The sequence below is a fragment of the Cupriavidus sp. GW822-FHT03E04 genome, assembly GCF_058801495.1.
On sequence record NZ_JBXANI010000033.1, the window covers coordinates 14,501 to 39,668 of the forward strand.

The 25,168-nt window shown below is 60.7% G+C and carries 21 protein-coding genes and 1 pseudogene; 9 read left to right on the forward strand and 13 right to left on the reverse strand.

Annotated elements, in window-relative coordinates:
• Positions 1 to 67: 67 nt before the first annotated feature.
• The 3 genes from AC1RQC_RS34405 to AC1RQC_RS34415 form a co-directional block, all read right to left on the reverse strand.
• The gene (locus tag AC1RQC_RS34405) at positions 68 to 853 is read right to left on the reverse strand and encodes an anti-sigma factor family protein (protein WP_492812772.1); all 786 of its coding nucleotides are present in this window, start codon (positions 851 to 853) and stop codon (positions 68 to 70) included.
• Positions 853 to 1,392, reverse strand: a complete 540-nt coding sequence (locus AC1RQC_RS34410; RefSeq protein WP_492373819.1) for a sigma-70 family RNA polymerase sigma factor — start codon at positions 1,390 to 1,392, stop codon at positions 853 to 855. Before AC1RQC_RS34410 ends, AC1RQC_RS34405 begins: the two co-directional genes overlap by 1 nt.
• 550 nt (positions 1,393 to 1,942) lie before the next feature.
• A complete protein-coding gene (locus AC1RQC_RS34415; RefSeq protein ID WP_492373818.1) occupies positions 1,943 to 2,287 on the reverse strand; it encodes a DUF4148 domain-containing protein in 345 nt (114 codons plus the stop codon).
• 376 nt (positions 2,288 to 2,663) lie between these two features.
• Here AC1RQC_RS34415 and AC1RQC_RS34420 point away from each other — a divergent pair, with 376 nt between their 5' ends.
• The 4 genes from AC1RQC_RS34420 to AC1RQC_RS34435 all read left to right on the forward strand — a co-directional run bounded on the left by AC1RQC_RS34420 (position 2,664) and on the right by AC1RQC_RS34435 (position 6,825).
• Complete coding sequence (locus tag AC1RQC_RS34420; RefSeq protein ID WP_492885981.1) at positions 2,664 to 2,882, forward strand: hypothetical protein; 219 nt, start codon at positions 2,664 to 2,666, stop codon at positions 2,880 to 2,882.
• A gap of 320 nt (positions 2,883 to 3,202) precedes the next feature.
• Complete coding sequence (locus tag AC1RQC_RS34425; protein WP_492885983.1) at positions 3,203 to 4,900, forward strand: adenylate/guanylate cyclase domain-containing protein; 1,698 nt, start codon at positions 3,203 to 3,205, stop codon at positions 4,898 to 4,900.
• Between the two features lie 155 nt (positions 4,901 to 5,055).
• Positions 5,056 to 6,078: a class I fructose-bisphosphate aldolase gene (locus AC1RQC_RS34430; protein WP_492830579.1), complete on the forward strand. Its 1,023-nt coding sequence runs from the start codon at positions 5,056 to 5,058 to the stop codon at positions 6,076 to 6,078.
• 288 nt (positions 6,079 to 6,366) lie between these two features.
• On the forward strand, positions 6,367 to 6,825 hold the full coding sequence (locus tag AC1RQC_RS34435) for a CHRD domain-containing protein (RefSeq protein ID WP_492885985.1): 459 nt from the start codon (positions 6,367 to 6,369) through the stop codon (positions 6,823 to 6,825).
• Positions 6,826 to 6,854: 29 nt separating this feature from the next.
• On the opposite strand, the gene AC1RQC_RS34440 is transcribed toward AC1RQC_RS34435, so the two are convergent.
• Both AC1RQC_RS34440 and AC1RQC_RS34445 read right to left on the reverse strand, forming a co-directional pair.
• The gene (locus AC1RQC_RS34440; RefSeq protein WP_492373813.1) at positions 6,855 to 7,547 is read right to left on the reverse strand and encodes a cytochrome b/b6 domain-containing protein; all 693 of its coding nucleotides are present in this window, start codon (positions 7,545 to 7,547) and stop codon (positions 6,855 to 6,857) included.
• Between the two features lie 111 nt (positions 7,548 to 7,658).
• On the reverse strand, positions 7,659 to 8,480 hold the full coding sequence (locus AC1RQC_RS34445; RefSeq protein WP_492373812.1) for an aminotransferase class IV family protein: 822 nt from the start codon (positions 8,478 to 8,480) through the stop codon (positions 7,659 to 7,661).
• A gap of 152 nt (positions 8,481 to 8,632) precedes the next feature.
• Between AC1RQC_RS34445 and gcvA the strand changes: the two genes are divergently transcribed.
• Positions 8,633 to 9,595 (forward strand): transcriptional regulator GcvA, encoded by a 963-nt coding sequence (gcvA, locus tag AC1RQC_RS34450; RefSeq protein ID WP_492885987.1) that lies wholly within the window; start codon positions 8,633 to 8,635, stop codon positions 9,593 to 9,595.
• Positions 9,596 to 9,656: 61 nt separating this feature from the next.
• Here gcvA and AC1RQC_RS34455 read toward each other — a convergent pair whose 3' ends face one another.
• Together AC1RQC_RS34455 and AC1RQC_RS34460 are read right to left on the reverse strand one after the other, a co-directional pair.
• Positions 9,657 to 10,040 (reverse strand): META domain-containing protein, encoded by a 384-nt coding sequence (locus AC1RQC_RS34455; RefSeq protein WP_492885989.1) that lies wholly within the window; start codon positions 10,038 to 10,040, stop codon positions 9,657 to 9,659.
• Between the two features lie 196 nt (positions 10,041 to 10,236).
• Complete coding sequence (locus tag AC1RQC_RS34460; protein ID WP_492885991.1) at positions 10,237 to 11,472, reverse strand: MFS transporter; 1,236 nt, start codon at positions 11,470 to 11,472, stop codon at positions 10,237 to 10,239.
• 121 nt (positions 11,473 to 11,593) lie between these two features.
• On the opposite strand from AC1RQC_RS34460, the gene AC1RQC_RS34465 reads away from it, so the two are divergent.
• The 3 genes from AC1RQC_RS34465 (at position 11,594) to AC1RQC_RS34475 (ending at position 17,142) form a co-directional block, all read left to right on the forward strand.
• A complete protein-coding gene (locus tag AC1RQC_RS34465) occupies positions 11,594 to 12,514 on the forward strand; it encodes a LysR family transcriptional regulator (protein WP_492885993.1) in 921 nt (306 codons plus the stop codon).
• Between the two features lie 477 nt (positions 12,515 to 12,991).
• Positions 12,992 to 14,227 (forward strand): ABC transporter substrate-binding protein, encoded by a 1,236-nt coding sequence (locus tag AC1RQC_RS34470; protein WP_492373868.1) that lies wholly within the window; start codon positions 12,992 to 12,994, stop codon positions 14,225 to 14,227.
• Positions 14,224 to 17,142, forward strand: a complete 2,919-nt coding sequence (locus tag AC1RQC_RS34475) for a bifunctional diguanylate cyclase/phosphodiesterase (protein WP_492885995.1) — start codon at positions 14,224 to 14,226, stop codon at positions 17,140 to 17,142. Before AC1RQC_RS34470 ends, AC1RQC_RS34475 begins: the two co-directional genes overlap by 4 nt.
• Here AC1RQC_RS34475 and AC1RQC_RS34480 read toward each other — a convergent pair.
• From AC1RQC_RS34480 to AC1RQC_RS34505, 6 genes and pseudogenes are all read right to left on the reverse strand, one after another.
• Positions 17,139 to 17,930 (reverse strand): alpha/beta hydrolase, encoded by a 792-nt coding sequence (locus AC1RQC_RS34480; protein WP_492886037.1) that lies wholly within the window; start codon positions 17,928 to 17,930, stop codon positions 17,139 to 17,141. The genes AC1RQC_RS34475 and AC1RQC_RS34480 overlap by 4 nt on opposite strands.
• A 40-nt stretch (positions 17,931 to 17,970) precedes the next feature.
• A complete protein-coding gene (gene fusA, locus AC1RQC_RS34485; protein WP_492885997.1) occupies positions 17,971 to 20,019 on the reverse strand; it encodes an elongation factor G in 2,049 nt (682 codons plus the stop codon).
• Positions 20,020 to 20,156: 137 nt separating this feature from the next.
• A pseudogene (locus AC1RQC_RS34490) lies at positions 20,157 to 20,469 on the reverse strand (SgcJ/EcaC family oxidoreductase).
• Positions 20,470 to 21,565: 1,096 nt separating this feature from the next.
• Entirely contained in the window at positions 21,566 to 22,285 is a 720-nt protein-coding gene (locus AC1RQC_RS34495) for a hypothetical protein (protein ID WP_492885999.1), read from the reverse strand.
• 1 nt (position 22,286) lies between these two features.
• Positions 22,287 to 22,658 (reverse strand): hypothetical protein, encoded by a 372-nt coding sequence (locus AC1RQC_RS34500; protein WP_492886000.1) that lies wholly within the window; start codon positions 22,656 to 22,658, stop codon positions 22,287 to 22,289.
• Between the two features lie 387 nt (positions 22,659 to 23,045).
• On the reverse strand, positions 23,046 to 24,182 hold the full coding sequence (locus AC1RQC_RS34505) for a PIN domain-containing protein (protein WP_492886002.1): 1,137 nt from the start codon (positions 24,180 to 24,182) through the stop codon (positions 23,046 to 23,048).
• 528 nt (positions 24,183 to 24,710) lie between these two features.
• Between AC1RQC_RS34505 and AC1RQC_RS34510 the strand changes: the two genes are divergently transcribed.
• On the forward strand, positions 24,711 to 25,079 hold the full coding sequence (locus AC1RQC_RS34510; protein WP_492886004.1) for a DUF1484 family protein: 369 nt from the start codon (positions 24,711 to 24,713) through the stop codon (positions 25,077 to 25,079).
• Positions 25,080 to 25,168 lie beyond the last annotated feature (89 nt).

The window sequence follows — 25,168 nt, forward strand, 5'->3', positions numbered from 1 at the left end:
ATTGGGTTCTCCAGGTAAACCGCCGTGCCATCCGTTTTATTCCGCGATGTGTACCGCGCTGCGGCGGCTAGGAAGCAGGATGCGCACGCAGGTCCGTGATGAAGCCATTCAGCTCAGCTTCGCCGGCATCGGTAATCGCCCAGTAATTCATCCCCGCGGCACTCCAGTGGGCGAGGTGATAGCCCTGCTGCGCGTAGATGCGAGGCGTGGCGCCCGCGTCGTTGCCCGGCCACACATAAAGATTGATCGGGTGCAGCTTGTAGCGATAGACCATCACGGCTACCGCCCGTCCCTTCAGGTAATCCAGCCGCCCGCCGACCAGCGGATACCCCTGCTGCACAAGATCGACCACAGGCGGCGCAAAGTCCAGCTTGCCGTCAAACCACGGCTTGACCGTATGCCGGTCGGTTGAAATCACATCGGAGAGGTGACTGACCTGCAGCGAGCGAATATGGTTATCCACGAGTTCCTGGGTCAGGCGCGTCTCGCTCGACGGCACCGAGAGGTACAGCCCCACGCTCCAGGTCAACGCGACCACACTCATCAACATCGCGCCAGCCGGCGCCCAGGCCAGCGACCCACCGCCGCTCCACTGACCGAATCGCTCACCCAGCCGCTGCCAGAGCGTGCGGCGCACCGGCAGCGCAGCCTTGATGCGTTTCACCAGTTCCTGCGGCGCCGCTACGCGCAATTCCGCCTGCCGCAGCTGCGCACTCACCTGGCGGTGTTGTGCATAGACCTGTTGGCACTGCTCGCAGTCAGCAAGATGACGCTCGAATTCGAGCGCTTCGGACAGGCTCAACTCCTGGTCGAGATAGCCCGGCAGTAATTCAAACGCCTGTTTGTGATCCATCACGCCTCCTGATCCGTCGGGGCGAGCAGCGCCGCGAGTTGCTGGCGGCCTCGGCCCAGGCGAGACATCACCGTGCCGATCGGGATGCCCACGATGGCGGCGATTTCCTTGTACGACAAGTCTTCCAGCTCCCGCAGCACGACAACCTCCCGGTATTCCAGCCGCAAGCCCAGCAACGCCTTGTGCACCCGCTTCTGGCTCTGGCTGCGTATGAGCATGGCTTCAGGACTGTCGTCATGGTCGGCGACACTCGTCTCAAGGCTATGCATGTCTTCTTCGAACATCATGGTCTGCGCTGCATGCCCCCGGTTCTGCTGATGCCAGGTGTAGAAGGTGTTGCGCACAATGCTCAATAGCCATGCACGGGCATCCTCGCCGCGGAATCCGCCAAAGAACCGGAATGCGCGCAGGTACGCCTCCTGCACCACGTCCTGGGCATCCTGGTCGTTATGCGTCAACCATCGCGCAACATTGAAGGCCGAGTTCATATGCGGCAATAAAAGCGTCTCGAAGCGCTGCGCGGTGTCTGGATCGGCCATTTTGAAGTGTCTGCTGTAACCGCAATCCGTGACCGGCAGTGAGTTAACAGCAAGACCGCCGGTATGCCATTTTTATTCCCGGAACCGCGACCTGAAATGGATCCCGTGTTGATTCCGCATGGCAAGCGCCGATCATGTGATCGGTATGCCGCCTGCAGCCGTCGACGTCTCGGGCTGCCAGACCAGCACCACCGGCGAGCCTCCCATGCGTCGCAAGCGGATGACTGCTGATCTACCTCTTTCTCCACCTGGCCAATCATGCGCTCGGAATCTGGTCGCTGGATCTTGCCGGGCGCGGTTTCACGCTGGCGCTGCGGCTCAGGCATAGCGCGCCCGGAACGATCCTCAATCCAGCTTCAGCGGGCACTAGTTGACCAAGAGGTAGTAAAAGAGAAGGCCGATGGTAATGATCCCAACGGCGTTCCAAAACTTGAACTGGTCGCGATTCATGATCCCATCCGATCTGGATTGGTACGCCACAAAAAGGTCGTTCAACTGCTCTGCCAGCCGTATCCTTTTTCGAGATGCCGTGTGCGGCCTGCGCCCGCAATCAAGGCGCGGGCTTCGTCTGTGCGGTCTGGTTGTCACCGGCCTGTGCTGCCTGGTTTCCACCCATCAGCGCATTCCTTTGCGCTTGATGTTTGGCTTCCAGCCTTTGCTCAGCTGCTTGAATGTCGGCGGGATAGTCACCATTGTCGCCTTGGGATGGGTTGTAGCCGACCGACTCCAGTTCCTCGAGTTCATGTCGCACTTGCGCGCGAGTGATTTGATGCGTGGCGGGTGCCGGCGGCGTTTGCGCATAGACACAAACGGAAGTTGCCATCAACGCAGTGCTCACGATGAGCGAGCCGCGCATGGGCAGCGCAAAAAGCCGATTCAGCGAGTTCGATTTCATGTCAGTACTCCTTGGTTGTCCGAGCGAGCGATGCCCGCGGTCGACCCGACTGCGCAGCAGGACGCTCTGCATGGGTAAACCGCGGAGCCGGTCTGCTTATTCCCCAATTTCCTTCGCGGAAAAAACGCATCCGCGGCATCAGGGATAAGAGGACAAAGGAACATGAACCGAGGCACAGGAATTTCCCTTGGCCGCTGGCCGCATCCATAGCTTGTGCCGGAATAAAACGGGTGGCTGCGCGGTTCTACAAATGCACGGCGAACGAGTTCTCGGGATGGATCGATACCCCCGGAAACCGGAAGCGAGTTACGTGCCCAAGCGTAGCCTTCACGGAGATGCGCTTTGGAAGCTATCCCTACTGTATTTGGAGCTCGTCATGAAAACCCTGATTTTGGCCGCTGTCGCGGCATTGACTTCCTTCGCTGCCATGGCCCAGTCGTCCAGCACCCCCCCAACTTCTGACAGCAGCACCCATACTGTCGGGCCGCGCGATCCCTACACGGATGGCGCGAAAGCAGGCAAGTTCGACGTCTATTCCGACGGCGCAAAAATCACGGATCGGCGCGATCCGTTCACCGACGGCGCGCACAGCTAAGACGCCGCCAGATCCACAGGCGGCTTAAATAGAGGTTCTTCGGACTGTCGTATGCGTACTGCACGCGGGTGCAAGTGGCAGGAAGAAAAACGCTGGTTTGCTCCCCTCTCCCATGAAATGGGAGAAGGGAGCTACGGCAGCGCTGGATTTAGCCCGGCGATGCATCGACCCACGCGAACGTCGGATGAACCTGAATCCAAGGCGCCTCAGGCGCCTGCACTACCCATTGGAAGTGATGCTAACCTAGCGTGCTGCTCGGCAGTGCTGGCGCTTGGTGGCAAGCGCTGGCGCATCGACAGGCGTGGAGGGTAGAGTAGAGCATGTCACACGTTCCCTATCTTCAAAGGTGGTGGCCGGCGGGTGTGCGATCGGTCCGTCTGACCACAGGACTGGTGCTGTTTACCTATGTTGGTACGCACCTGCTGAACCACTCGCTGGGGAATATCTCGCTCGCCTGGCTGGAGCGTGGTCTGCTCGTGCAGAAGTTCATCTGGCAGGGATGGCTTGGAACGGCCGTGCTGTACAGCGCGCTGGTGACGCATTTCGTCCTGGGTCTGTGGGCTCTGTACGAACGGCGCTCGTTGCATTGGACCCCGGGTGAGGTAGCGCAACTCGTCCTCGGCTTGTGCATACCGCCGCTGCTAGCCAACCATGTTGTGAATACGCGGGTCGCCTTTGCCGAGTTCGGCCTGAACAAGGGCTACGCGCAGTTGCTGTACTCGTTCTGGATCGATTCACCGTTCTTCGGCCGCGTGCAGCTGATGCTATTGGTGGTCGCCTGGCTGCATGGGTGTTACGGCATCTGGTTCTGGTTGCGCTTGAAACCATGGTTCGGGGCGTGGCGCAGCGTGCTGCTGAGCGTCGCAGTGCTGATCCCGGTGCTCGCGCTGCTAGGTTTCTTGCAGGGCGGACGGGAAGTGGTCGCGCTCGCGCAGGATCTCGTCTGGCGCGCCGCGGCGACCCGGACCACGATCATCGGAACGGGGTTGCAAAACCTCTGGCTCGCCGAGCTGCGCAACGACTTTTTGCTCTTCGATGGTGGCGCGCTGCTGCTGGTGCTTGCAGCGCGCCTGGTGCGCACGGCGCGGGAGCGCCGGGCCGGGCGGCTCTGTGTTCTGTATCCGGACGGGCGAAAGGTATTCGCGCCGCTCGGATTCTCAGTGCTGGAGGCTAGCCGCATGGCCGGCGTGCCCCATGCCAGCACCTGCGGTGGCCGTGCCCGATGCACATTGTGCCGGGTGCGTGTGCTCAGTGCTGTGCCGCTGCCCGCGCCGGCGGAGGCCGAGCGGCGCGTTCTGGAGCGGCTGGGAGCGGATTCGCGGACAGTGCGCCTCGCCTGCCAGTTGCGGCCGACCCATGATCTGTCCGTGTGGCCGCTGGTGCCGCCGGCCGCATCGGCGGCCTTCCTGCAGCGGCGCCAGCGGGACGTCATGCCGCAAGAGCGGTTCGCGGCGTTCATGTTTGTGGACATGCGAGATTCCACAAAGCTTGCGGCGGCACAATTGCCGTTCGACAGCCTGTTCATGGTCAGCCGCTTCCTCAGTGCGGTCTGTGCCGCGGTGGTTCAGGCAGGCGGTCTGCCGAACCAGTTCCTGGGAGACGCGGTGCTCGCGATCTTTGGCTTGCGCTGCGAGCCAGCCGAGGCCTGTCGCCAGGCGCTCAGCGCAGTGCCGCTGGTTGCAGCCAATATTGAGGAACTCAACGCTGCGCTCAAGCAGCAGTTGCAGACGCCAATCCGCTTTGGCATCGGCTTGCATTGCGGCCGGGCCATCATGGGCGAGATTGGTTTCCGCGACCACGTTACGTTCACGGCAATTGGTGACCCGTTGAATGTGGCCTCGAGACTCGAGCAGTTGACAAAGGAGATGGCTTGCGAGGCGATCGTCTCGGAACAGGTCTTCCAGCAAGCCGGCGTTTCGGCCGCGGGCCTGCCGCAGCTTGCCGCGCGCCTGCGAGGCCGCGATGACCCGGTGCCCGTCTGTGTGCTGTCCAAGGCGGCGCAGATGCCTCGGGCCTGACTACGCCCTGCGCGCCGCGCTCGAGCAGGACAAGGGCAAGCTGCGCGAAGTGTTCGGTCGGCCACCATCAGCACTGGCCACGTCCCCCGGCTCGCTTGCGCGATTGCCCTTATGCGCTAATGCTTGTTCCCATGTCACCTTCACGGAGCCGCATCATGGACACACGAAGCGAACTGCAAGCCACCGTGGATGCCCTGGTTCAACCGGGCAAAGGCCTGCTGGCCGCCGACGAGAGCGGGGCGACGATCGCCAAGCGGTTCGAGCGCATCGGCGTGGCATCGAGCGAGGAAAGCCGCCGGGCGTGGCGCAGCCTGCTCCTGTCGACACCAGGTCTTGGTGAATGCATCAGCGGCGTGATCCTGTACGAGGAAACGCTAGGCCAGTGCGCCGACGATGGCACGCCGCTGCCAGAACTGGCTGCGCGCCATGGCATCGTGCCCGGCATCAAGGTGGACAAGGGCAAGCTCGCGCTCGCCCACGCTCCCGGCGACGAGATCACCGAGGGCCTCGACGGGCTGGCCAAGCGGCTTGCCGCCTATCGCCAGCAAGGCGCGCGCTTTGCCAAGTGGCGCGCGGTGTACAACGTGTCTGACAAACTGCCCGGCCGGCTTGCCATCCAGGCCAATGCGCAGGCGCTGGCGCGTTATGCCGCGATCTGCCAGGAGATGGGCGTGGTGCCGATCGTCGAGCCCGAGGTGCTGATGGATGGCGCGCACGCCATGGCGCGTTGCGCCGAGGTCACCGAGGCCGTGCTGCATGAAGTCTTTCACGCCTTGCACCAGCATGCGGTAGTGCTCGAACACATGCTCCTGAAACCCAGCATGGTGCTCCCCGGCAAGGAGGCCGGGCACGTGGCGCCGGCCGAGGTTGCCATGCAGACCGTGCAGGTGCTCAAGCGCACGGTGCCCGCGGCGGTGCCGGGCATCTTCTTCCTGTCCGGCGGCCAAACGCCCACCGAGGCCACCGCCAATCTCGATGCCATGAACCGGCTCGCCCAGTTGCCCTGGCGGCTGTCCTTCTCCTACGGGCGCGCCTTGCAGGAGCCGCCCTTGCTGGCCTGGCGCGGCGAGGCCGCTAACGCGGCGCAAGCGCAACGGGCGCTGCTGCAGCGCTCACGGCTGAATGGCCTGGCCAGCCTGGGACAATATGACGCGGCGCTGGAGACCGCTGCGGGCTGAGCATTCGGCAGGCGCGGCCAGGATCGGGCGCTCAAACTCTGAAAAAGCGCTCCAGCGGGAAGTCGAGTAGCGCTCGGACGCGCGGCGCCATGCGGGCCTGGCTGCCAACCACGGTTCTGGATTTGGCAGACAGCCGGGTCTATCCTTTTCTCGGACTCATGCCAGCGACCGGTCGGCTGAAAGATTGACCCGGCGCCGGAAGCGCCGGCATCGGGTACGCTCGCCGCCACGCAGTGAAAGCAGGCGGCCGCTGTTCAACCGGTGCCATACCGGACAGGAGACAATCAAATGCGTGTTTCAATATCGCGGCGGGCCCTCATGTGGCTCTCCGGCCTCGCCTTGGCGGGGTCAATGACCTGGGTGCAGGCGGCGCCAATCTCGTTTACCGTGCCGCTCAGCGGCGCGCAGGAGGTGCCTCCTGTCGAGACCAACGGCAGCGGTTCCGCCGACCTCACCTACGACCCTGGCACACGGGTTGTCACCTGGGCAGTCACGCTGAGCGGCCTACCCAGCGAGGCCACCATGGCGCATTTCCACGGGCCTGCCACAAGCGGCAAGAACGCGAGCGTGAAAATCTGGCTGTCCGGGAAGGGCGCTGCGGTCACCAGTCCCCTCAAGGGCCAGACCACCCTCTCCCCGGCTGACGCGCAAGAGTTTCTTGCCGGCGAGATGTACATCAACGTGCACACAAAGGATCATCCCGCCGGCGAAATCCGTGGCCAGGTGCTGCCGCCTAAGAGCAACTAACGCGGCGCTTGCGCTCAGGTCTGGGCAGCTCAGAGATACGCCGTGAGAAGCGCCGCCGCGGCGGCGCCAACGCCCAGCACAAGCAGCGCCAGCAGCGCGGATGCCAGTCGTGGCGTGGCGATGCGCGCCGGCAATGGCTTGCGGCCGGTCAGCATGGGAAGCAGCAGGTTGTGGCCCTTGGCCAGTGCATACAGTGCGATGGCCAGCACGTGCAACGCTACCGCCGCCAGCAGCGCGTCCCACAGGATGGTGTGCAGCGCCGTGATCGCATTGGCGACCGATGCGGGCACCCATTCGGTGAGCGGCCCTTTGTCCGCGATGTCGTTGTTGATGTAGAGCCCGCTGAGCGTTTCGCCCAGCATCAACGCAAGCAGCAGCAGCACCATCCACCCGCCCGCCGGGTTGTGGCCGACTTGCACGTCGGCCTCGCGGCGCAACATATGCCGCAGATGGCGGAACGCAGCGGCGGGCGAGGCCACAAAGCTGCGAAAGCGTGCGGTTTCGCTACCGAAGCAGCCCCAAAGCAACCGGAAAAGCACCAGCGCGAGCAGTGCTTCGCCAATCCGGACATGCCAGTCCATCCAGTTCAGCCGCCAGGTCGCATAGGCTCCCGCTACCAGCACCACTGCCAGCCAGTGGAACAGCCGCGTCGGCGCGTCCCAGACCAGCACAGGGCGACGATCACTTTGCCCCGGAGATTTGACCTGGCCGTCAGGTGTCATCGTTGAGCCCTCCCGCATATGTTGCCACGGTGGTCTCTGGCCACAATGGCGCCATTCAAGCTGGAGCCATTCAACCGCAATCCGCGACAATGGGCAATCGTTGGCACGGGCTCACGGCAAGACAGGTTCCTCCATCTGATAAGCCCGATGAAGCAGCGCAAGGAAGCTAGGCGCCTCAGGCATGGGCGCGGAACCGATCCGGCTCACCGCCACCCCCGGTGTCCAGGAGTTCATCACCGCCGCGCCAGCCAGGCCAGGCAGATCGGCAAGCGTCACGGGCTGGACGCGCTGACGCACACCGAGGCGATCCAGTTGCCGGCGGACGATACCCATGGTCGTGCCTGCCAGCATCTCGGCCTCGGGCCACACCACCGTTTCAGCTTCTCCGTCCCAAAAGACCAGGTTCCAGATGCTCCCCTCGCTAAGCCGCCCCTGGGCGTCAACGAAAGCGGCATCGTCGAAGCCTTTGCCCACGGACTGGCGCAGGAAATACGTCTTGGCCACTTCGCCAACGTGCTTCAGGGCGGGGAGCACCCGCTCGTGAGGGACAGCGGCCAACCCCAACGGGGCCTGTGGGCCGGACGCGGGCGGCCCGGTACGCACCAGCACTTCAGGCTCGACAGCCGCGCCGGCCACGGTGAACTCACCCGCCGGTAGGTACACGGTGGCCACCAGCGAGACGTCCGCCGGCGCGCATGCCAGCGCCGCGCGCAGATAGGCACGCACCTGATCGTCGGGCAAGGCGCGGCCGAACAACGCCATCGAGGCAACCCTGAGCCGCTCGAGATGGAGATCCAGCCCACGGACCCGGCCGCCGCGCACCTGCATCGCGGTGAAATGCGCGTAGCCCGCAAAGGCGAGGGGTGCCAACTCGGCGAGCGTTGCCGGCAGGCCGTTGCGTTGAACGATAAAGGAAGACTGACTAGCTGGCATGGGTTGCTGTGACTCCGGTAGTGGCGTGCAATGGGCTTGGCGAACGTCGCGCGCCGCCTGCATGCGCAGGGTTGGCCGCAACTATCTGCTATTGACCGCGCTTTGAGAAACGAGTATTTCTTGCCGGATCATTAAAAATGGCTTGAAGATCGATGAAGCGAATGCTGCCGGGCACACGAGCACTGAGGACCTTCGAGGCAGCCGGGCGGCACTTGAACTTCACGCGCGCGGCGCAGGAGGTGGGGTTGACGCCGGCGGCCGTCAGCTACCAGATCAAGGAGATCGAGGACCAGCTAGGCATCACGCTGTTCGCGCGCACCAGCCGCAGCATCCAGCTGACGCCCGCCGGCGCCGTCCTGTTCGAGGCGGCCGCCGACGCGCTCGACACCTTGCAGCGGGCCACCAGCCGGGCCCGGAGAATGGCGCGGGGACCGGCGCATCTGCGCATCTCGCTAGGCGCGATGTTCGCCACCAACTGGCTGCTGCCCCGGCTTGCGCGGTTCAGGGCCGCCAACCCGGCGCTTGAACTCACATTCGATATTTCCGATCAGGTACGGGACTTCGACGCGGACGACGTGGATATCGCGATCCGCTTTGGCGCCGGGCATTACGAAGACACGTGCTCAGACCGGCTGTTCGACACGGTTGTCGTCCCGATCTGCAGCCCGAAACTGCGCGAAGCCGGTGCCCGGCTGCAAACACCGCGGGACTTGCTTGGCCACACGCTGTGCCATGTCGACTGTCCGGTCGACGGCATGGCCTGGCCCGACTGGCGCATGTGGATGGCCGCGGCCGGCGTCGACGATTTCGACGACAGCCGCTGCGTTGCCTTTTCCGATTCGAGCCATGTCGTGCAGGCCGTGATCGACGGCGCTGCCATTGGCCTCGTGGAACTGCCCTTGGTCGCCAATGACCTGGCCCAAGGCCGCCTGGTGCGCCTATTCGAGATTAGCGTGAGCATCGCGCCGGCGTATGCCTATCATCTCGTCTATCCGGCGCGCAGCAGCCAGGATCCTCGCATCCTTGCGTTCAGCCAATGGATGCGCGATGAGACGGCGCATACGGCGCACACGGCGCACACGGCTCACATGTCGTTGTCTCCTGTCCGCCTGTGATCGGCGGTGGAGACATTGCAACAGCAGGCGGATGCGCAGCCCACCGGGTTGTCGAAGTGCTTCAAGGCGGCGCACCGGCAGGCAATACGCTCCACCCCGAAGCACCACTCGATGTCGTCCTGCGTTGACTCCTGAGGACACCGTTCTCGTCGAACTCGAAAAGGACCGTCGACGATCGGATCTCCCCGCCGGAAAACAGCGGGCCAATGAATGGAATAAAGCTCTCCGGGTGAGGCTTGGAGGTCGCAAAGGAATAGATCAGTATCGTGGACCCGTCTCTCAGTGTCGTCATGGAGGTGGGAGCCCCAAGCTGCGCGGTAACGTCGTCAAGGGTGGAGAAATCGGGAATGAAGTTCGACAATTGCTCCGGCTTCACGTCGACGCCCGTCGATACACAGGCAACCAACAGGATGCAAGTCGCAATCAGTGCATACACACGCTTCATGCCGACGCCGCCGTACTGTTGGGCCGTGACTGAGAACAGAACGTGCTGATGGCCATGATGCCAGCCTGGCCGCGCGATGCGTCCGGCACGTCATTGACAAAGGATAGGACTTTGCCGTGCGCTTCGCTGAGGCACCCGGCGGGTTCACCCGCCCACTACGGGTTGCCACAGCGACAACGCTGATACCGTGCATCGATCAACCGGTCCGCGCCGCCTCCGCGCGTGATGTCAGAAAAGTCAGGTAGGCTGCGATCAGCAACAGGGCTACGCTCGCTTCGAAGGTGCTTTGGTAGCCGCTGCTGTCGAACAGCAAGCCCCCCACGGTAGAGCCTATGGCAATGGCAAGCTGGACAACGGCCACCATCAGCCCGCCGCCGGCCTCGGCGTTCTGCGGAAATGTCCTGGCCACCCAGCCCCACCATCCTACGGGCGCTGCGGTGGCAACCAGCCCCCAAAAACCCAGGAGTGCAACGACGGCAGTCATCCAGCCTCCAAAAGCGATCAATGCCACGGCGATGGCGGCCATCAAGATCGGTATGGCAATCAGCGTCTGGTAGAAGCGCCGCTGGAGTACCGTGCCGATGAGCGCGGTGCCGATGAAGCCTGCCACACCGATCAGCAGCAGAATGAGCGAGAGCGCGGATACGCCAACCTGCGTCACCGTTTCCAGGAACGGCCGCAGGTAGGTGAACAACGTGAACTGCCCCATGAAGAAGAGGCCAGCACCGAGCATCCCCAAGGTCACCACCGGATTCCTAAATAGCGCGAAGACGTTGCCGGAGCTGGAGCCGGCGCCGGCGCTACGCGGCTCCACGCGCATGGACGGCAGGCTGATCCATTGCCACGCCAGCGCGATCAATGCCACCGGCACCAGGCAAAAGAAGGCGCCACGCCATCCAATGACCGCACCCAGGTAGCTGCCTAGCGGCGCGGCCACCACCGTGGCCAGTGCGTTGCCGCCATTGAAGATGGCCAAGGCGCGCGGCACTTGACTGGCCGGAACGAGCCGCATGGCTGTCGCCGCCGACATGGACCAGAATCCGCCCACGACCACGCCAATGAGCGCACGGCCTGCCATGTAGGTGAAATAGCTCGAAGCCATCGCGACGACCGCGCCTGACAGGGCCATGACGCCCGTCAGCCCCAGCAGCAGTGTCTTGCGATTCATGCTGCCGGCAAGCGTGGAAATGAACAGGCTCGTCACCACAGCGAATGCGCCGGAGATCGCGATGCCTTGCCCCATCATCCCCTCGGTGACATGGAGATCCGCAGCCATGGGCGTCAGCAGGCTGACGGGCATGAATTCCGAGGCGATCAGCGCAAAGACGCACAGCGTCATCGCAAAGACGCCGCTCCAGAACGCCGGCTGCTCTCCAGCCTCCCGCTGGGTGGCGGTGTCGCCCGCAGGGGCGGTACAAACGTTCGTTGTCATGACATTGAAATTGACTTTCTCATGCCCTGTATCTTCGCGAACGCAAGCCACCGTGACTAGCTAATGAATACTTAAATGGGATATAAGCTAGGCTACTGAATATGCCTTGGGAGACCGCGCCGTGGCCAGACGCAACCTCAACGATCTCTTGGCTTTCGTTACCGTCGCGCGCGAAGGCAGCTTCACCCGTGCCGCTGCTGCGCTGGGTGTGACGCAATCGGCGCTGAGCCAGACCATTCGCGGATTGGAGGAACGATTGCAGATCCGGCTGCTTACGCGCACCACGCGCAGCGTTTCACCAACCGTAGCGGGCGAACGGCTGATGCAGGCCATCGGCCATCGCTTCGACGAGATCGAGGCGGAGCTCGATGCCTTGACCGAATTGCGCGAGAAGCCCGCCGGCACCGTGCGCATCACCTGCGGTGACAACGTGCTACACAGCATTTTGCTGCCCAAGCTCACGCCGCTGCTGCGCGAGTATCCGGACATCAAGCTGGAGTTCGACGTGAATTACGGCTTCCGTGACATCGTGGCTGACCGGTTCGATGCCGGCGTACGCCTGGGTAACACCATCGACAAAGACATGATTGCCGTGCCTATCGGCCCACCGTTGCGTCTGGCGGTGGTGGCTTCGCCGGAATATCTTGCTGCTCACCCCATCCCCAGGACGCCAAATGACCTGACGGCGCACCGCTGCATCAATCAGCGTATGGCCACATCCGGCGGGTTGTACGTTTGGGATTTCGAGCGCCGAGGCCGCCGGGTGAACGTACGCGTCGATGGTCAGCTGATCTTCAACACCGCACAGCCCCAGGTGGACGCGGCGCTGGCCGGGCTGGGTATCACCCTGCTGCCCGAAGATGAGTTGATGCAGCATATCGAAGCAGGCCAGCTAGTGCGCGTGCTGGAGGACTGGTGCCCGAAATTCGAGGGCTACCACCTGTACTACCCCAGCAGGCGCCAGCCCTCGCCGGCGTTTTCGCTGGTGGTGCAAACGCTGCGCATCGTTGGCCCTGGTGCGACAAGTGGGGCAAGGCATTGAGCAATCAGCAATCAGCAATCCGCCGGTTGAATCCCCAGTCAGGCGCGCTCATTCGGCTATGATGCTGGCTCTGGCGATACCGGCAACTACGCGTCATGGCGAGGAAATTCGGGTTTGTCCCGGTACAGTATTCGCGCTCGTTGTCGATATGCAGTGTAGGCACCGCCCCCCTCAATTCGCCCGATCTGCTGTCATGGTCAAACATACGCATCCCAGCCGTCGTAAGCGTTTCCCGATGTGGGTTGGCTGCGCATTCACGCTTGTCGATGTCGTTGCAAGCCATCGCAGCCCGGACGCCACCATGCCTCGCCATCGGTTCCTTCGCGATGCAAGTTCCAGCGGTTCGCTTTCCACTGCGTCAAAAGTGCCTGCTGAAGCACGGCTAATCCATCCCGAATCCGCAAAGTGAATCACCAAGCGCGACGCATTGGGTTTGCCGCCCTGCTAACGGGCCTGGTCAGCCTTCTTTTATTGTTCTTGCCCGGTTGCCAACAGCAAGACAACGCTTCGCCAGGCGCGGCCGTGCCCGCCAGGACCGCCATTACCGCGTTGATATGGGCGCCAGACTGGCCGGAGGAGATGCTCCAGATTGCGGCTGAATTCAGCAAGCTCAATCCAGACGTCCGCGTGGATGTGCAGTTCATGATTGGCAATTCGGTCGAGGAGAATATCAAGCCCCGGATCGCCTCTGGCAACTTGCCGGATCTGGTGAGTGTCAACCCGAACGCCTATGCGGCTGAATTGGCCGATCAAGGCATCCTGACAGATGTGAGCACCACATCGGCATGGAACAACATGCTCAGCCCGCTCAAGGGGGACTGGACCAGTCGCCAATCCAAGCGCTTTGGCATATCCGGCGGCGTGGCGACAACGCTGATCTACTACAACAAGGCACTGTTCGCGAAAGCTGGGATCAAGGAACTGCCAACCAATTTCCACGAGTTCCTGATGGTTTGCGAGCAGCTCAAGCTTGCGGGCTTCACACCCATCATGTGGAGCGGCGGCTTCCCGAACATGCTCGGCAACGGCCCCTTCAGCTTTGGCTTTGCCAACAACGTGGTGGCGCGCGAGCCAGCCTGGAAGCAGAAAATCGGCGATGGCACGCTGGACCTGAACACGCCTCAGGTAGCCGATATCTTTGCCAGTATTGCGCTGATGCCGCAACGCGGCTACGTGCAAGACGCCTTCATGGCGACGGATTACGATGAGGGCATACGGTTGTTCAAGGAGGGCAAGGTCGCGATGGCTTTTCACGGCAGTTGGGCGGCTGGCCATTTGCTGCACGGCAACCCTTTCGAGGTTGGCGTGTTTATTCCACCCTGGAACGCGCCCGGCAAGCGTGTGGTGCCTGTGATCGGCAGCGAAACCGGGTTTGCGGTGTGTGACACGCCCAACAAGGCCGCAGCCATGCGTTTTCTCGAATTCATTGCCGGGAAAGGCTTCTCCATTCTCCAAAGAAAACGCCAGAACATCCCCCCATTCAAGCAAGCCGCGGGCACGCTCGTGAGCGATCAGAAGATGGTCGACTACACAAACATGGTCAGCCGCTATCCGGTGACCGCTAGCCCATACTATTCGGTTCTACCCTCCAACTCGATCGAGCAGCTTCATCACTTGATGCAGGAAGTGCTGACCAGAAAGATCACGCCCAGACAGGCCGCCAAACTTCTCGACGCGTCCGTCAAGAATGAAGCAAAGATGCATTACAAATGAGCTCAATCCTAGGTTCGCTGCGAAGCGCCTTCGCCTATCTCTCGCTGGACCTGCTGCGCCGTGTCGAGATTCGCTACCGGCTGATGACCGCGTTCATCCTGCTGTCGCTGATACCGATACTGATCTCGGGCTACATATCGTATGTAGAGTCGACCGCCGCGATCAAGCAGAAGGCCGAGGTATTCTCCAAGGAGATGGTCAAGCAGGTCTCCAAGAACATCGCGCTGCGCATGGAGCAGGTCGAGACGGAGGGCAGCCTTCTTGTCCTGTCCGATCGCGTTCAAAATGCGCTGACAAACGTGGTCAATGGCAGCGCAGAGGAGCAGAACGAGGCACGCCAGGATATGACCCGGCTGCTCCTGCAGCACTACGGGTCGGTTGACTTCATCAACCAGAAGTACCTGCTCGACAAGAACAACCGGATCCTGGACACCCAGGCGTTCGCGCAACTGACGCGGGGCGTGATGCGTCTGGTCAAGCAGGCGCCCGATCGGAATGGCCGGCCTTACTGGGGCAGCTACGACAACGGTGTTGGGCAACAAAACCTCGGGATGGTGCGTGCCATCATCGGCAAGAGCAACAATCGGCGGATCGGCACGCTGGTCCTGGTCATTCGCCCCGAACAGTTCTCGACCATCTTCAATGACGTCGCCTTGGGGAGCGGAACGGAGATCTACGTGCTCGATGCCCGCAGCAACAAGCTGGTTGTCCGCACCGACGGCATCTCCACGAACACCGACGGGACGGCCGAGCCCGACCTGATCAGGAAGATCGCGAGCAACGGGCTAAACGGGGAGTCCAGTGGCTTCGTCGACTTCGAGGACAAGCGCGAGGGGCGCTACCTTGCCGCGTACACAGGCATTCCCGGCACGACATGGATCGTGGTCAGCACAATCCCGGAAAAGAAACTGACGGCGGAGGCACAGTCCGTGCGCAATCAGATCGTGCTGGTTGGCATCTCGGGTTTCCTGCTTTCCATCTTCCTGGCCTACTTTATTTCCCACAGCATTTCGGCACCGCTCAGAGAGCTGGTGCGAAAGATGCACGACACCGGCAACGATACGGGCGCCGAGGCGCCGGCGCCAGCGCGCACCGATGCTGGCGGCAGGGATGAACTAGGCCGGCTCGCGCAGCGTTTTGAAAGAATGAGTGGGGCCATCAAGCAGAAGATCCAGAAGATCAACGAGATCAACGCCTCCCTGGAGCAGACCGTCGACCAGCGAACCGCGGAGCTCGTCACCAAGGAGCAGGAGTCGCGAACGTTGATCGAGAACTCGCCGGACACCATTACCCGCTACGACCGAGACCTCCGCCGCACTTACGCCAATCCCGCCTTCTGTAAATCGGCAGGGTGCAGCCTAGCCGAGTCGCTCGGCAAGCGGCCATCGGAAGTCCCCGGCGGCGCCAATGCGCTGATCTACGAGCAGAAGATAGCCGAAACCATTGCAAGCGGAAAAAGTGGGCAAATGGAGCTGAGATGGGTCAGCAGGGATGGACAGGAACACTGCACCCATATCCGCCTGACGCCAGAGATCGACCGCTCGGGCAAGGTGAACTCGGTGCTGGCCGTGGGGCGTGATCTGTCGGACCGGATGGCATTCGAGGCGACGATCTGGAAACAGGCCAATTTCGATGCGCTGACCCATCTTCCGAATCGCCAGATGTTTCACAGCCGGCTCGAGCACGAAGCCAGCCTGGCGCATCGCTCCGAGCAGCGCATGGCCCTGATGCTGATTGACCTGGATCGCTTCAAGGAGGTCAATGACTCCCTGGGACACGACACAGGAGACATCCTGCTGATCGAGGCGGCCAGGCGCATCATTTCGTGCGTGCGCGAATCGGACATCGTCGCTCGCCTTGGCGGTGACGAGTTCACCGTCATTCTGCCCAACACGGGCGATACCGAAAGCATTGAACGCATCGCAAAGGCCATCATCCACAAGCTGGCCGAGCCCTTCGCGCTCGGCGCGGATGAGGCTTTCATTTCCGCCAGCGTCGGCGTCACGCTTTACCCCGACGACACCAGCGAGCTGGACGTCCTGTTCAAGAATGCCGACCAGGCCATGTACGCGGCCAAGAACGCCGGGCGCAATCGTTTCAACTACTTCACGCCCGACTTGCGCGTGGCGGCGGAAAAGCGCCTGCGTCTCACCAGCGATCTGCGCGCCGCCCTGCCTGGCGGGCAGTTCCAGGTCTACTACCAGCCCATCGTTGACCTGGCGACAGGGGAAATCCGCAAAGCCGAGGCCCTGATCCGCTGGTTGCACCCTGAGCGCGGCACGATCAGTCCGCTGGATTTCATTGCGCTGGCCGAAGACACGGGGCTCATCGTGCCGATCGGGGATTGGGTGTTCAAGCAGGCCGTGCATCAGGCCCGTCAATGGCGCAACCGATTCCATCCGTCTTTCCAGATCAGCGTCAACATGTCGCCGATGCAGATTCGGCAAGACAGCCAGGTTTGTGCGCAATGGTCCGACTATCTCATGCGGGAAGGGATGCCGGGGCAGAGCATGGTGGTTGAAATCACGGAGGGCCTGCTGCTGGACGCTGAACTGAACAAGAAGCTGCTGACCTTCCGCGATGCGGGAATCGGCGTCTCGATCGACGACTTCGGCACCGGTTACTCGTCCCTGGCCTATCTCAAGCGCTTCGACATCGATTACCTCAAGATCGACCGCTCATTCGTGCAGAACCTCGGCTCCGACGGCGACAATCAGGCGCTTTGCGAGGCCATGGTCATGCTGGCTCATAAGCTGGGATTGAAGGTCATTGCCGAGGGCGTGGAGACGACGGAGCAACGCGATTTCCTCGTCGCCGTGGGTTGTGATTTTGCCCAAGGCTATTTGTATTCGGAGCCGGTTCCGCCCGATCGGTTTGAGGTGCGGGTATGGCCGAATGTCGAGGAAACGATTTAATCCGAACCCCCGAGCAAAAATCGAACGGCATCGCGCCACCAGCCACCGTCCACCCGCCCAAACCAATCGTTGTGCTCGGCATCAGGCAGTACGCACAATAGCCGAGGCGCTATCAGCCCCTTGTGCAATGCCACGCCAAAGCGCGCCGGGACGATGCTGTCGCGCTCCGCAACCACCACCACAACCGGCCGGTCGAACCGCGCCAGGTTGGCCGCGCTGTCATAGCGGTCTCGCAGCAGCCACGACACCGGCAGCCAGGGATAGTGGTAGCAGGCAACATGTTGCAGCGTGTCCCACGGCGTGATCAGCATCAGGCCTGCTGTCTTGTCCCGCTGGTGCGCTGCGGCCGCGGCGGCAACGCCAGCCCCCAGCGATTCGCCGATCACCAGCAGCGGGGCGCCGTATTGGCGATAGGCCTGCGCAATGATCTGCTCCGCATCGGCCACCAGGCTGACTTCGCCCAACGGCCCCGGGCGCGGTCCGTAGCCCGGGTACTCGGCAAGAATCACGCGCACGCCCTGGGGCGCCAGCGCTGCGGCGTAGGCTCGACGGTGGCCGGCATGTCCGGCATTGCCATGGAACACAATCGCGGTGGCACGTACCGGCCCGGCGGGCTCGGCCACCAAGCCCTTGAAGTCTTGCGAAGACGGCCACGCCTTCAGCCCGCCAGCAAGCAACTCCGGCAACGCCGCCTTGGCCGGAAAATACAGGAACTGGTCTTGCAGCGCCGCAAGGGCAGGGCACGGCAGAAGACAGCCGAGCCATAGCGCAAGCCCGGCGGCCTTCATCGCCATGCGCATCCCGGCAACACCGTATGCCTGCATCCCATCAGTCCGGCCCGTTGCCATGCGCCTTATGCTGCGACGCCATCACCTGCTGCTGGGCGGGTGGCACGGCTTCGTAGTGACTGAGCTGGATCGTGTAATTGCCGTGGCCGCCTGTGATGCTGTTCAGGCGCGACTGATAGTCGTTCAACTCCGACAACGGCACCTGTCCCGCCACCAGAACGCTGTTGCCCGCCGCGGTGCGCGTGCCACGCACCTGGCCACGCTTGGCGGAGAGGTCGCTGATGATGTCGCCCATCGCCGCCTCGGGCATCGTCACCTCGATATCCACGATCGGCTCCAGCACGCTCGGCCGCGCCTTGAGCACGGCCTCGATAAAGGCCTTGCGCCCCGCCGCCGCGAACGCCACCTCCTTCGAATCCACCGAATGGCTCTTGCCATCGAACACGGTAACGCGCACGTCCTGCATCGGAAAGCCCGCCAGCGGCCCGCACTCAAGCACCTGGCGGATCCCCTTTTCCACGGCGGGGATGAACTGGCCCGGAATCGCACCCCCCTTGACCGCATCGACAAACTCGAAGCCCGCGCCGCGTGGCAGCGGCTCCACACGCAGCTGCACCTCGCCAAACTGGCCGGCACCGCCCGTCTGCTTCTTGTGGCGATGATGCCCCTCGGCCTTGCCGCCGATGGTTTCGCGATAAGCGATCTTCGGCGGCCGCGTCACCACCTCCAGCTTGTACTGGCCGGTCAGGCGCTCCAGCGCGCAGCGCAGTTGCAGCTCACCCAGGCCAAGCATCACCGTCTCATTGGTGCCCGCCGGATGCTCGATGCGCAGGCAAGGGTCTTCCGCGCCGAGCTTCTGCAGGACCTCCGACAAGCGCTGCTCGTTGCCGCGGCGCGCCGGCTCGATCGCCAGGCCGTAGATCGGGGTAGGGAAGTCAAGCGGGGCCAGATGGATGTTGCCGTCCTCGCTGGCATCATGCAGCACGGCATCAAAGGCGATCTCGTCGATCTTGGCCACGGCGCAGATATCGCCCGGCCCGGCCTGCGGCACCTCAACGCGCTCCTTGCCCTGCAGCATCAGCAGATGCGCCACCTTGAACGGCTGGCGCGCATCGCCGATAAACAGCAGGCTGTCACGCGTGACCGTGCCCTGGTGGATGCGGAACACAGCCATCTTGCCCAGATACGGGTCCATCGTGATCTTGAAGACATGCGCCAGCACATGCTTGTCCGGCACCGGCTCCGCGCGAATCGCCACCCGGCGCTCGCCCGCATCACGATAGAACAACGGCGGATTGCCCTCGGCCGGGTTCGGCAGCAGCCGCACAAACACATCCAGCAGCTCCGTGACACCAGCCCCGCTGGCCGCCGAGGTAAAGCAGATCGGCACCAGATGGCCCTCGCGCAGCGCCCGCTCGAACGGCGCATGCAACTGCTCCGGCGCAATCTGCTCGCCCTGCTCCAGATACAACTCCATCAGCTTCGGATCGATCTCCACCACCTGATCCACCAGCGCCTCATGCGCCGACGCCACCGACAGGAAATCCGCCTCCCCAGCCGGGTTAAAGAAACAATCCACCACCTCGCCGCCGCGCCCCGCCGGCAGGTTGATCGGCAAGCACTCCTTGCCAAACGCCTCCTGGATATCGGCCAGCAGCTTGGGCAGATCCACCTTCTCCTTGTCGATGCCGTTGACCACGATCATCCGGCACAACTTGCGCGCCTGCGCCCAGGCCATCATGCGCCGCGTCGTCATCTCGATGCCCGTCTGCGCGTTGATGACGATGGCAGCCGTCTCCACCGCCGCCAGGGCGCTCATCGACAGCCCGGAGAAATCCGGATAGCCGGGCGTGTCCAGCAGGTAGATGCGGGTATCGCGATAGTGGAGGTGGGCCGCCGCGGTGGTGAGCGAGTGGTGGTACTTGCGCTCCAGCGGATCAAAATCGCAGACCGTGGTGCCGCGCTCCACGCTGCCAGGCATGTGCAGCGCACCTCCCTTGTGCAGCAGCGCCTCCACCAGGGAGGTCTTGCCGCACCCCGCGTGCCCCAGCAGGGCGACGGTACGAATTGCATCGGGACTATAAAGCATGGTCGCCCTCGTCCGGCAATGGCAGTGAGATCATTATTGGCGATATGGGGTGGGAACGCCATGTGGGGTAGTAGCCGGGCTTTTATGATGCGATGCACAACGACTATCTTGTCCCTGCTGTTCTCCGCGCGGCGCCATCATGATGGCGTTGTTGCGACCTCCGCCGCCAGCAGATTCGCATCCCGCGTAAGCCGCCAACGCCCGTCGGCTTCCTTGCGCAGGATGCTCAGCGTATAGCCGGAATGGCGCATGGCAGGGCTGCCGCCAGGCGGGGTGATGGTTATCCGGATATGGTTGCGCAGATAAGCCCAATCGCCAAGGACCTGGACCTTCTGGATATCTTAAGCACCGTCGATCTGGACGTTCTTCATGCCTTACGAAGCTGCGGCGAACTCCTTATTGCCGAAGAGGGGGCTGGCCGACGAGCATGAAGATCACGTCGTCCGTCATCAGGTCCAGGACGGTGTCAGTTGGTTGTTTCCTGAAACCAATTTCGCGCCGGACGGCAAAGACGGCGCAACTATTGCAGCCATAGCCGCGAGTAAATTGGATCCGCTTGCAAGCCTCACAGTACAGGTCATTGCCGCTCAGTGTGCTGCAATGACAAGGCGAAGCGCTGGCAACTGCTACGCTTGATCGCCAGAAAAATGATTGATGAGGCAGATCAACTTTCGGCTAGTGCGAACTAACTTCTACTTCAGCATGTCTGCTGCCGGCGTTCCTTGCCGACACATTCGAATTGGGCCGCGTATGACGGCAGTGGTCCGATAGTGTCGGAGGTCCCTTGATATGCGGATCGACTGACAATTCTAGATACGTGCGGCCAATAGCCGGATATGGTCACGATGGCGCGACACGATGAATCGAAGCAAGGCTGTTTTACTTCTTCAACTTTGGCGATCACGTGCCGCGCAATCACGCTGCGTGTCATTGATCGATTCTTCGACCTTGGCGAACTGCGCCGGCACCTCGCACTCTACTACAGCCGTACCGCCGCACATTGCGCCACCTGAGGTGATTGTGTTAGCTACTGCCTGGGTATCCGCTCCGAGTACATACTACGTGAGGTTCCCCACCTAAATTTGGCCCGCCGTTGGTTCCGCCGCGGCGGTGTTCGGGACGCTGTTCCCCAAGCCTTGATTTGGGTGCCTACTCAACAATTTATCTGATCGTCCCCCCCAGGGGCGAATCATCCTCGATGTCGAGGCGAGACCGGCCAATCGAACGCACGAGATCAATTCGACCAAGACGATTGTTGAGCGCGTGGAGCAGCGCCTCAATCCTCGCCACCTGGTGCGACGCTGCTTACGGCACAGCGCCAACGCTTGGCTGGCTAGTCGAGGGCGCGAGAATAGCGAACCGCAAGTGCTGGTATGGGAGAAGATCGAACACCAAGGATGGCACCTTCTCCAGTTCCAAGCACCAATGAATAAGAGGGGCGGGAGAGCATTGCTGCTCCGACGGCAAAGCGATGCGCAGCGAATCGCGCTCAGACTACGAAATTCGACGCTGTCATCTGCTAGAAGTAGTTCTCATAAATGAGGGTCTATGCATCAACGAAGCTCCGTGCCAAGAATGATGTGAGGTTGTGCTCAAGCTCCTCATTTGTTTTATACAAAACAATTCTCTGTGTCATTACATCGAATGGAACGGATTCTATGTCGGAAGCAACCAAGATAGTTCTTTTCCCCATTGCATGAGCAATTCCGAGTTCGTAATAAACATTCGGATTTCGGCCGTCAATGTTGACGATTACAATCGATGCTTGTGCGATCAGTTCAAGAATATGGGATAAAACTGCACCTGGTTTGAACTCCTCGTCGCCGCGCATGCAGTCAAGACCTAGTCTCGAGCAAACTGATTTAATAATCTGATAAGTTTTCTCGTACTTCGGGTGAAATGGAGTTAGAACGAAGACTCTCTTTTTTATCTCACTAATCTTTCGTAGGTCAACGCCTGAGGAATCGAAGAATGAAGTATTGATTGATCCGTTCTTATTTTCTGGGGTGGTATTTCCCTGAGACCTCAATGACTCTAGAATAAGATGATTGACACTTCTCCACCTTGAGGGATCTGCCATTAAGGCCTCGTTTGCCTCATAAGACTTGAGTTCTAGCGAATGCCTCATGACGTCGAGTTGCATTTTTTTTAGCTCTAAGTCATATCTATCATTTCGCATCTTTGACATCAAGTGCATGAGGACTGCAAATATGAGTGCGATAGCGGAGGTGAGTGCTGCAACTGTGTAGATGTCTTTGATTTCCATTTCATCCAGCCTTCACTAAATTAACTGCATGGGCAGCCATCGTGAGGGTGATGGCGTAATTTATAACGCCCGCAATTGCAGGGATTAGTCTTTTCCCGGCGCTAAATGTCGAGAGCGAACGACGCCAAAGAAAGACGACGAGTAGTGAAAGAACAATGAACCCAGTAAAATACATCAAACCATTATCTCGATTATCCGTCTTGGTAAGCGTAAAACTAACGATTACTGAAAGACTGAAGAATGCTATATCGGCTGGAAGATCTAGTATTGACGAAATGGTATCCGGCACAGTGACCGTTCTATCGACTAGTAATTTTAGTAGGAATGCGAAGCCAATTAGTATGATTGGCATAGCGATTTCTATGAGCTTCATTGATATTAACCTCCTTTGCTCATTATTATAGTCTCCCTTCTCCATTGGTGCGTGTAAATTTTTGAATGGGGTCGATGTTGCGTGCTATGAGTATTGCAAAAAATTCAGGGTGAGTGTATGGGGGAATTGCGCTATTTTACTGCAGTGTTGGTGCGCGATTCCAAAATTAGCGGCCGCTCACCAGGGGTCGCGAGTGGTCGAGGCAATGTCGTAGTGGAATAAGAGCGGCGAAAGATTGCTAGTATAGGGTGCTCATAAACTCGACTAACCAAGTCGTTCGATGGGGGCGTAGATGAAGATGAGAATTTTATTATTTACAGTTTCGACATGTCAGCGAGACGACTTCGGCCGATGAGGCGGTTTTCTCACGTCACGGGAGTTGTGGGTCTATTTGTAAGTCTCGTATGGAGCTATATTGATGTAGACGAAAGAATCGTCAAGAAAACTCAAATTATCTAGCGCAACAGGCTGGCCAAATTTGTCCACGGAAACCGACATCGAAAATCTGACCTGAAAATCGACCTCGGTTTCGCCGCTAACGTCTCGCCATGGAGTAGCGACCTTGTCCTCTGAATCCCAGGACGCAGTATCCCAGTCGGGGTGTGTATAGGACACATCGGCTGTCACGGTCGCATAGCCTGCTACGAGGATACTTCCACCGTTCAATGTCGAGCGGAACGAAGTTAAATGATCTAGCCTCACATTGATCACTGTTGTCTCATCGATTTCCGCGTCCGCAACATCCGAAGCTTGAAGACCCCAGTTAGATACCTCCGCATCAAAAAGGGAAACGAGTTCATCGTGGTTATCTTCGAGGAACTGCTCGACCTGGGGAGCCTCGATTTCCAACCCCAGTGCCACAAATAAGGCCGGAAATGATTTTACATGCTTGATGTCTTTCTCAGCCTTCACCGGTCCGTCAAAATCCCCATCTGCAGAGACGATAATGATTGGTGATTCGCCGTTGGCTATCTTGCGAAGACACGCGAAGATGAAGGCATCTGGAAATTGATCCTTTTTCCCCTCGCCGCTAAAAAATCCCTCGCGCTTGGAGTACGCATCCAATACTTCAGATGGCCGTACATCATCGATGGAAAGAACCGTCGCTTCCAGCGCTTTGAACATTCGCGCAGTGGACTTGTTGTACTTTTTTAACAACGCTTCTTTGAGGTCAGCTTTTCTGATCGATGGGAGCGTTGCACCTAGGGCATCGTTCAAGATTGCCCGAAAATGGGGGCGAGCGTATTCCTTTACCACTTCGAGGTCATTCTCAGCGTGCTTCTTCGACACCTCTGTCATGGTTAGATCTGTCGTCAGCACTGATACCAGCCCAGCGTCGACGAGGTCAACTAGTCGCTCAATGATGGCACTGCCTTCTTTACCTTCCTGAATCAAGACGTTCGCGTCGAGAAAAATATTTTGGGGCGAGTTCGGCATGGCTGGGGCGCGGTGCGCATTACACGAATGATCGATCGGTGCGATTGTAGCGGCATCAAGACTGCCCAGTACATAGTGATTGGCCATGCGATCTGCGCCTCGCCATCGTGGCGGATTTCTTGGTCAAAATGTCGAAACGGCGGAAATGAGCGTGCTTTTTTGGGAGCGCCCGTTCGCGTTGCTCGATAGTGCTTGCAATTTCCCGGGATCGGTCATGCGACCGTGGGAGGGGGGCTTTCCGGCAGAACTCGGACATGGGTGTCTCGCTTCCCTCGATTCAGAAGAGGCCTTGACGGGGAGCCGGGCAGCCGGCGCCGTCCACAAGGCAAGCCCCTCCTGATTGACACCCACCCCAAACCTCCTCGACAATCCTCCGATCACCTCAAACAAAGGTGATCGGGCGTGGAAACCCGGAAAACGTAGGCGGACAGCCGCTATTTGTGGCTTTTTTGTGTCCGTGCGTTCGTGCGCGCGTAGTATGTCTACGGCGGGCCGAGCGGGGCAGCTTTCGGGCTGGCCGGTTCCTACGTTCCGGTATTTCCACCCTCGCTGCGGGCCCGCCACCCTCACGTGGAAATGAGCGGCGGGTCTTCCAACCCAAACTAGGAAGCCGCTATGTCTGACACCCTCGCTCGCTCCGAGCAAACCACCTACGTCAATCCACCCGAGCGCACGCTCACCCTCTCCCGGCAATCCGACCTGCTCGCCGACCTGATCCGCATCACCTTCCCAGCAGACACCCCCACAAAGCTGAGCGTCCAGGAACTAGCCTATCAACTAGACGCCCTGCGCAACGACGCCCAAGGCATTGCGCAAGAAAGCTGTGCCGACTTGCTACGCGTTAGCGCGGGCCTTGGCTCTGTTCTGAGATTGCTGGATTACGACAGTGACGAGGTAGAAGACAGTCACGGCCTGCATTGCTTGCTGACGCCGTTGAAGCAGCAGTTGGATGCGGCTTTGAATCGGGTGCAGGGGTTGCTTTGAGGTAGGGGGGCTGCATAGGTTCGGCGCGTGTCGCGCCTGTGCCCCCTCCCAAACTGTCGGTTCACGGCTGTCATTCCACGAACGGAAGC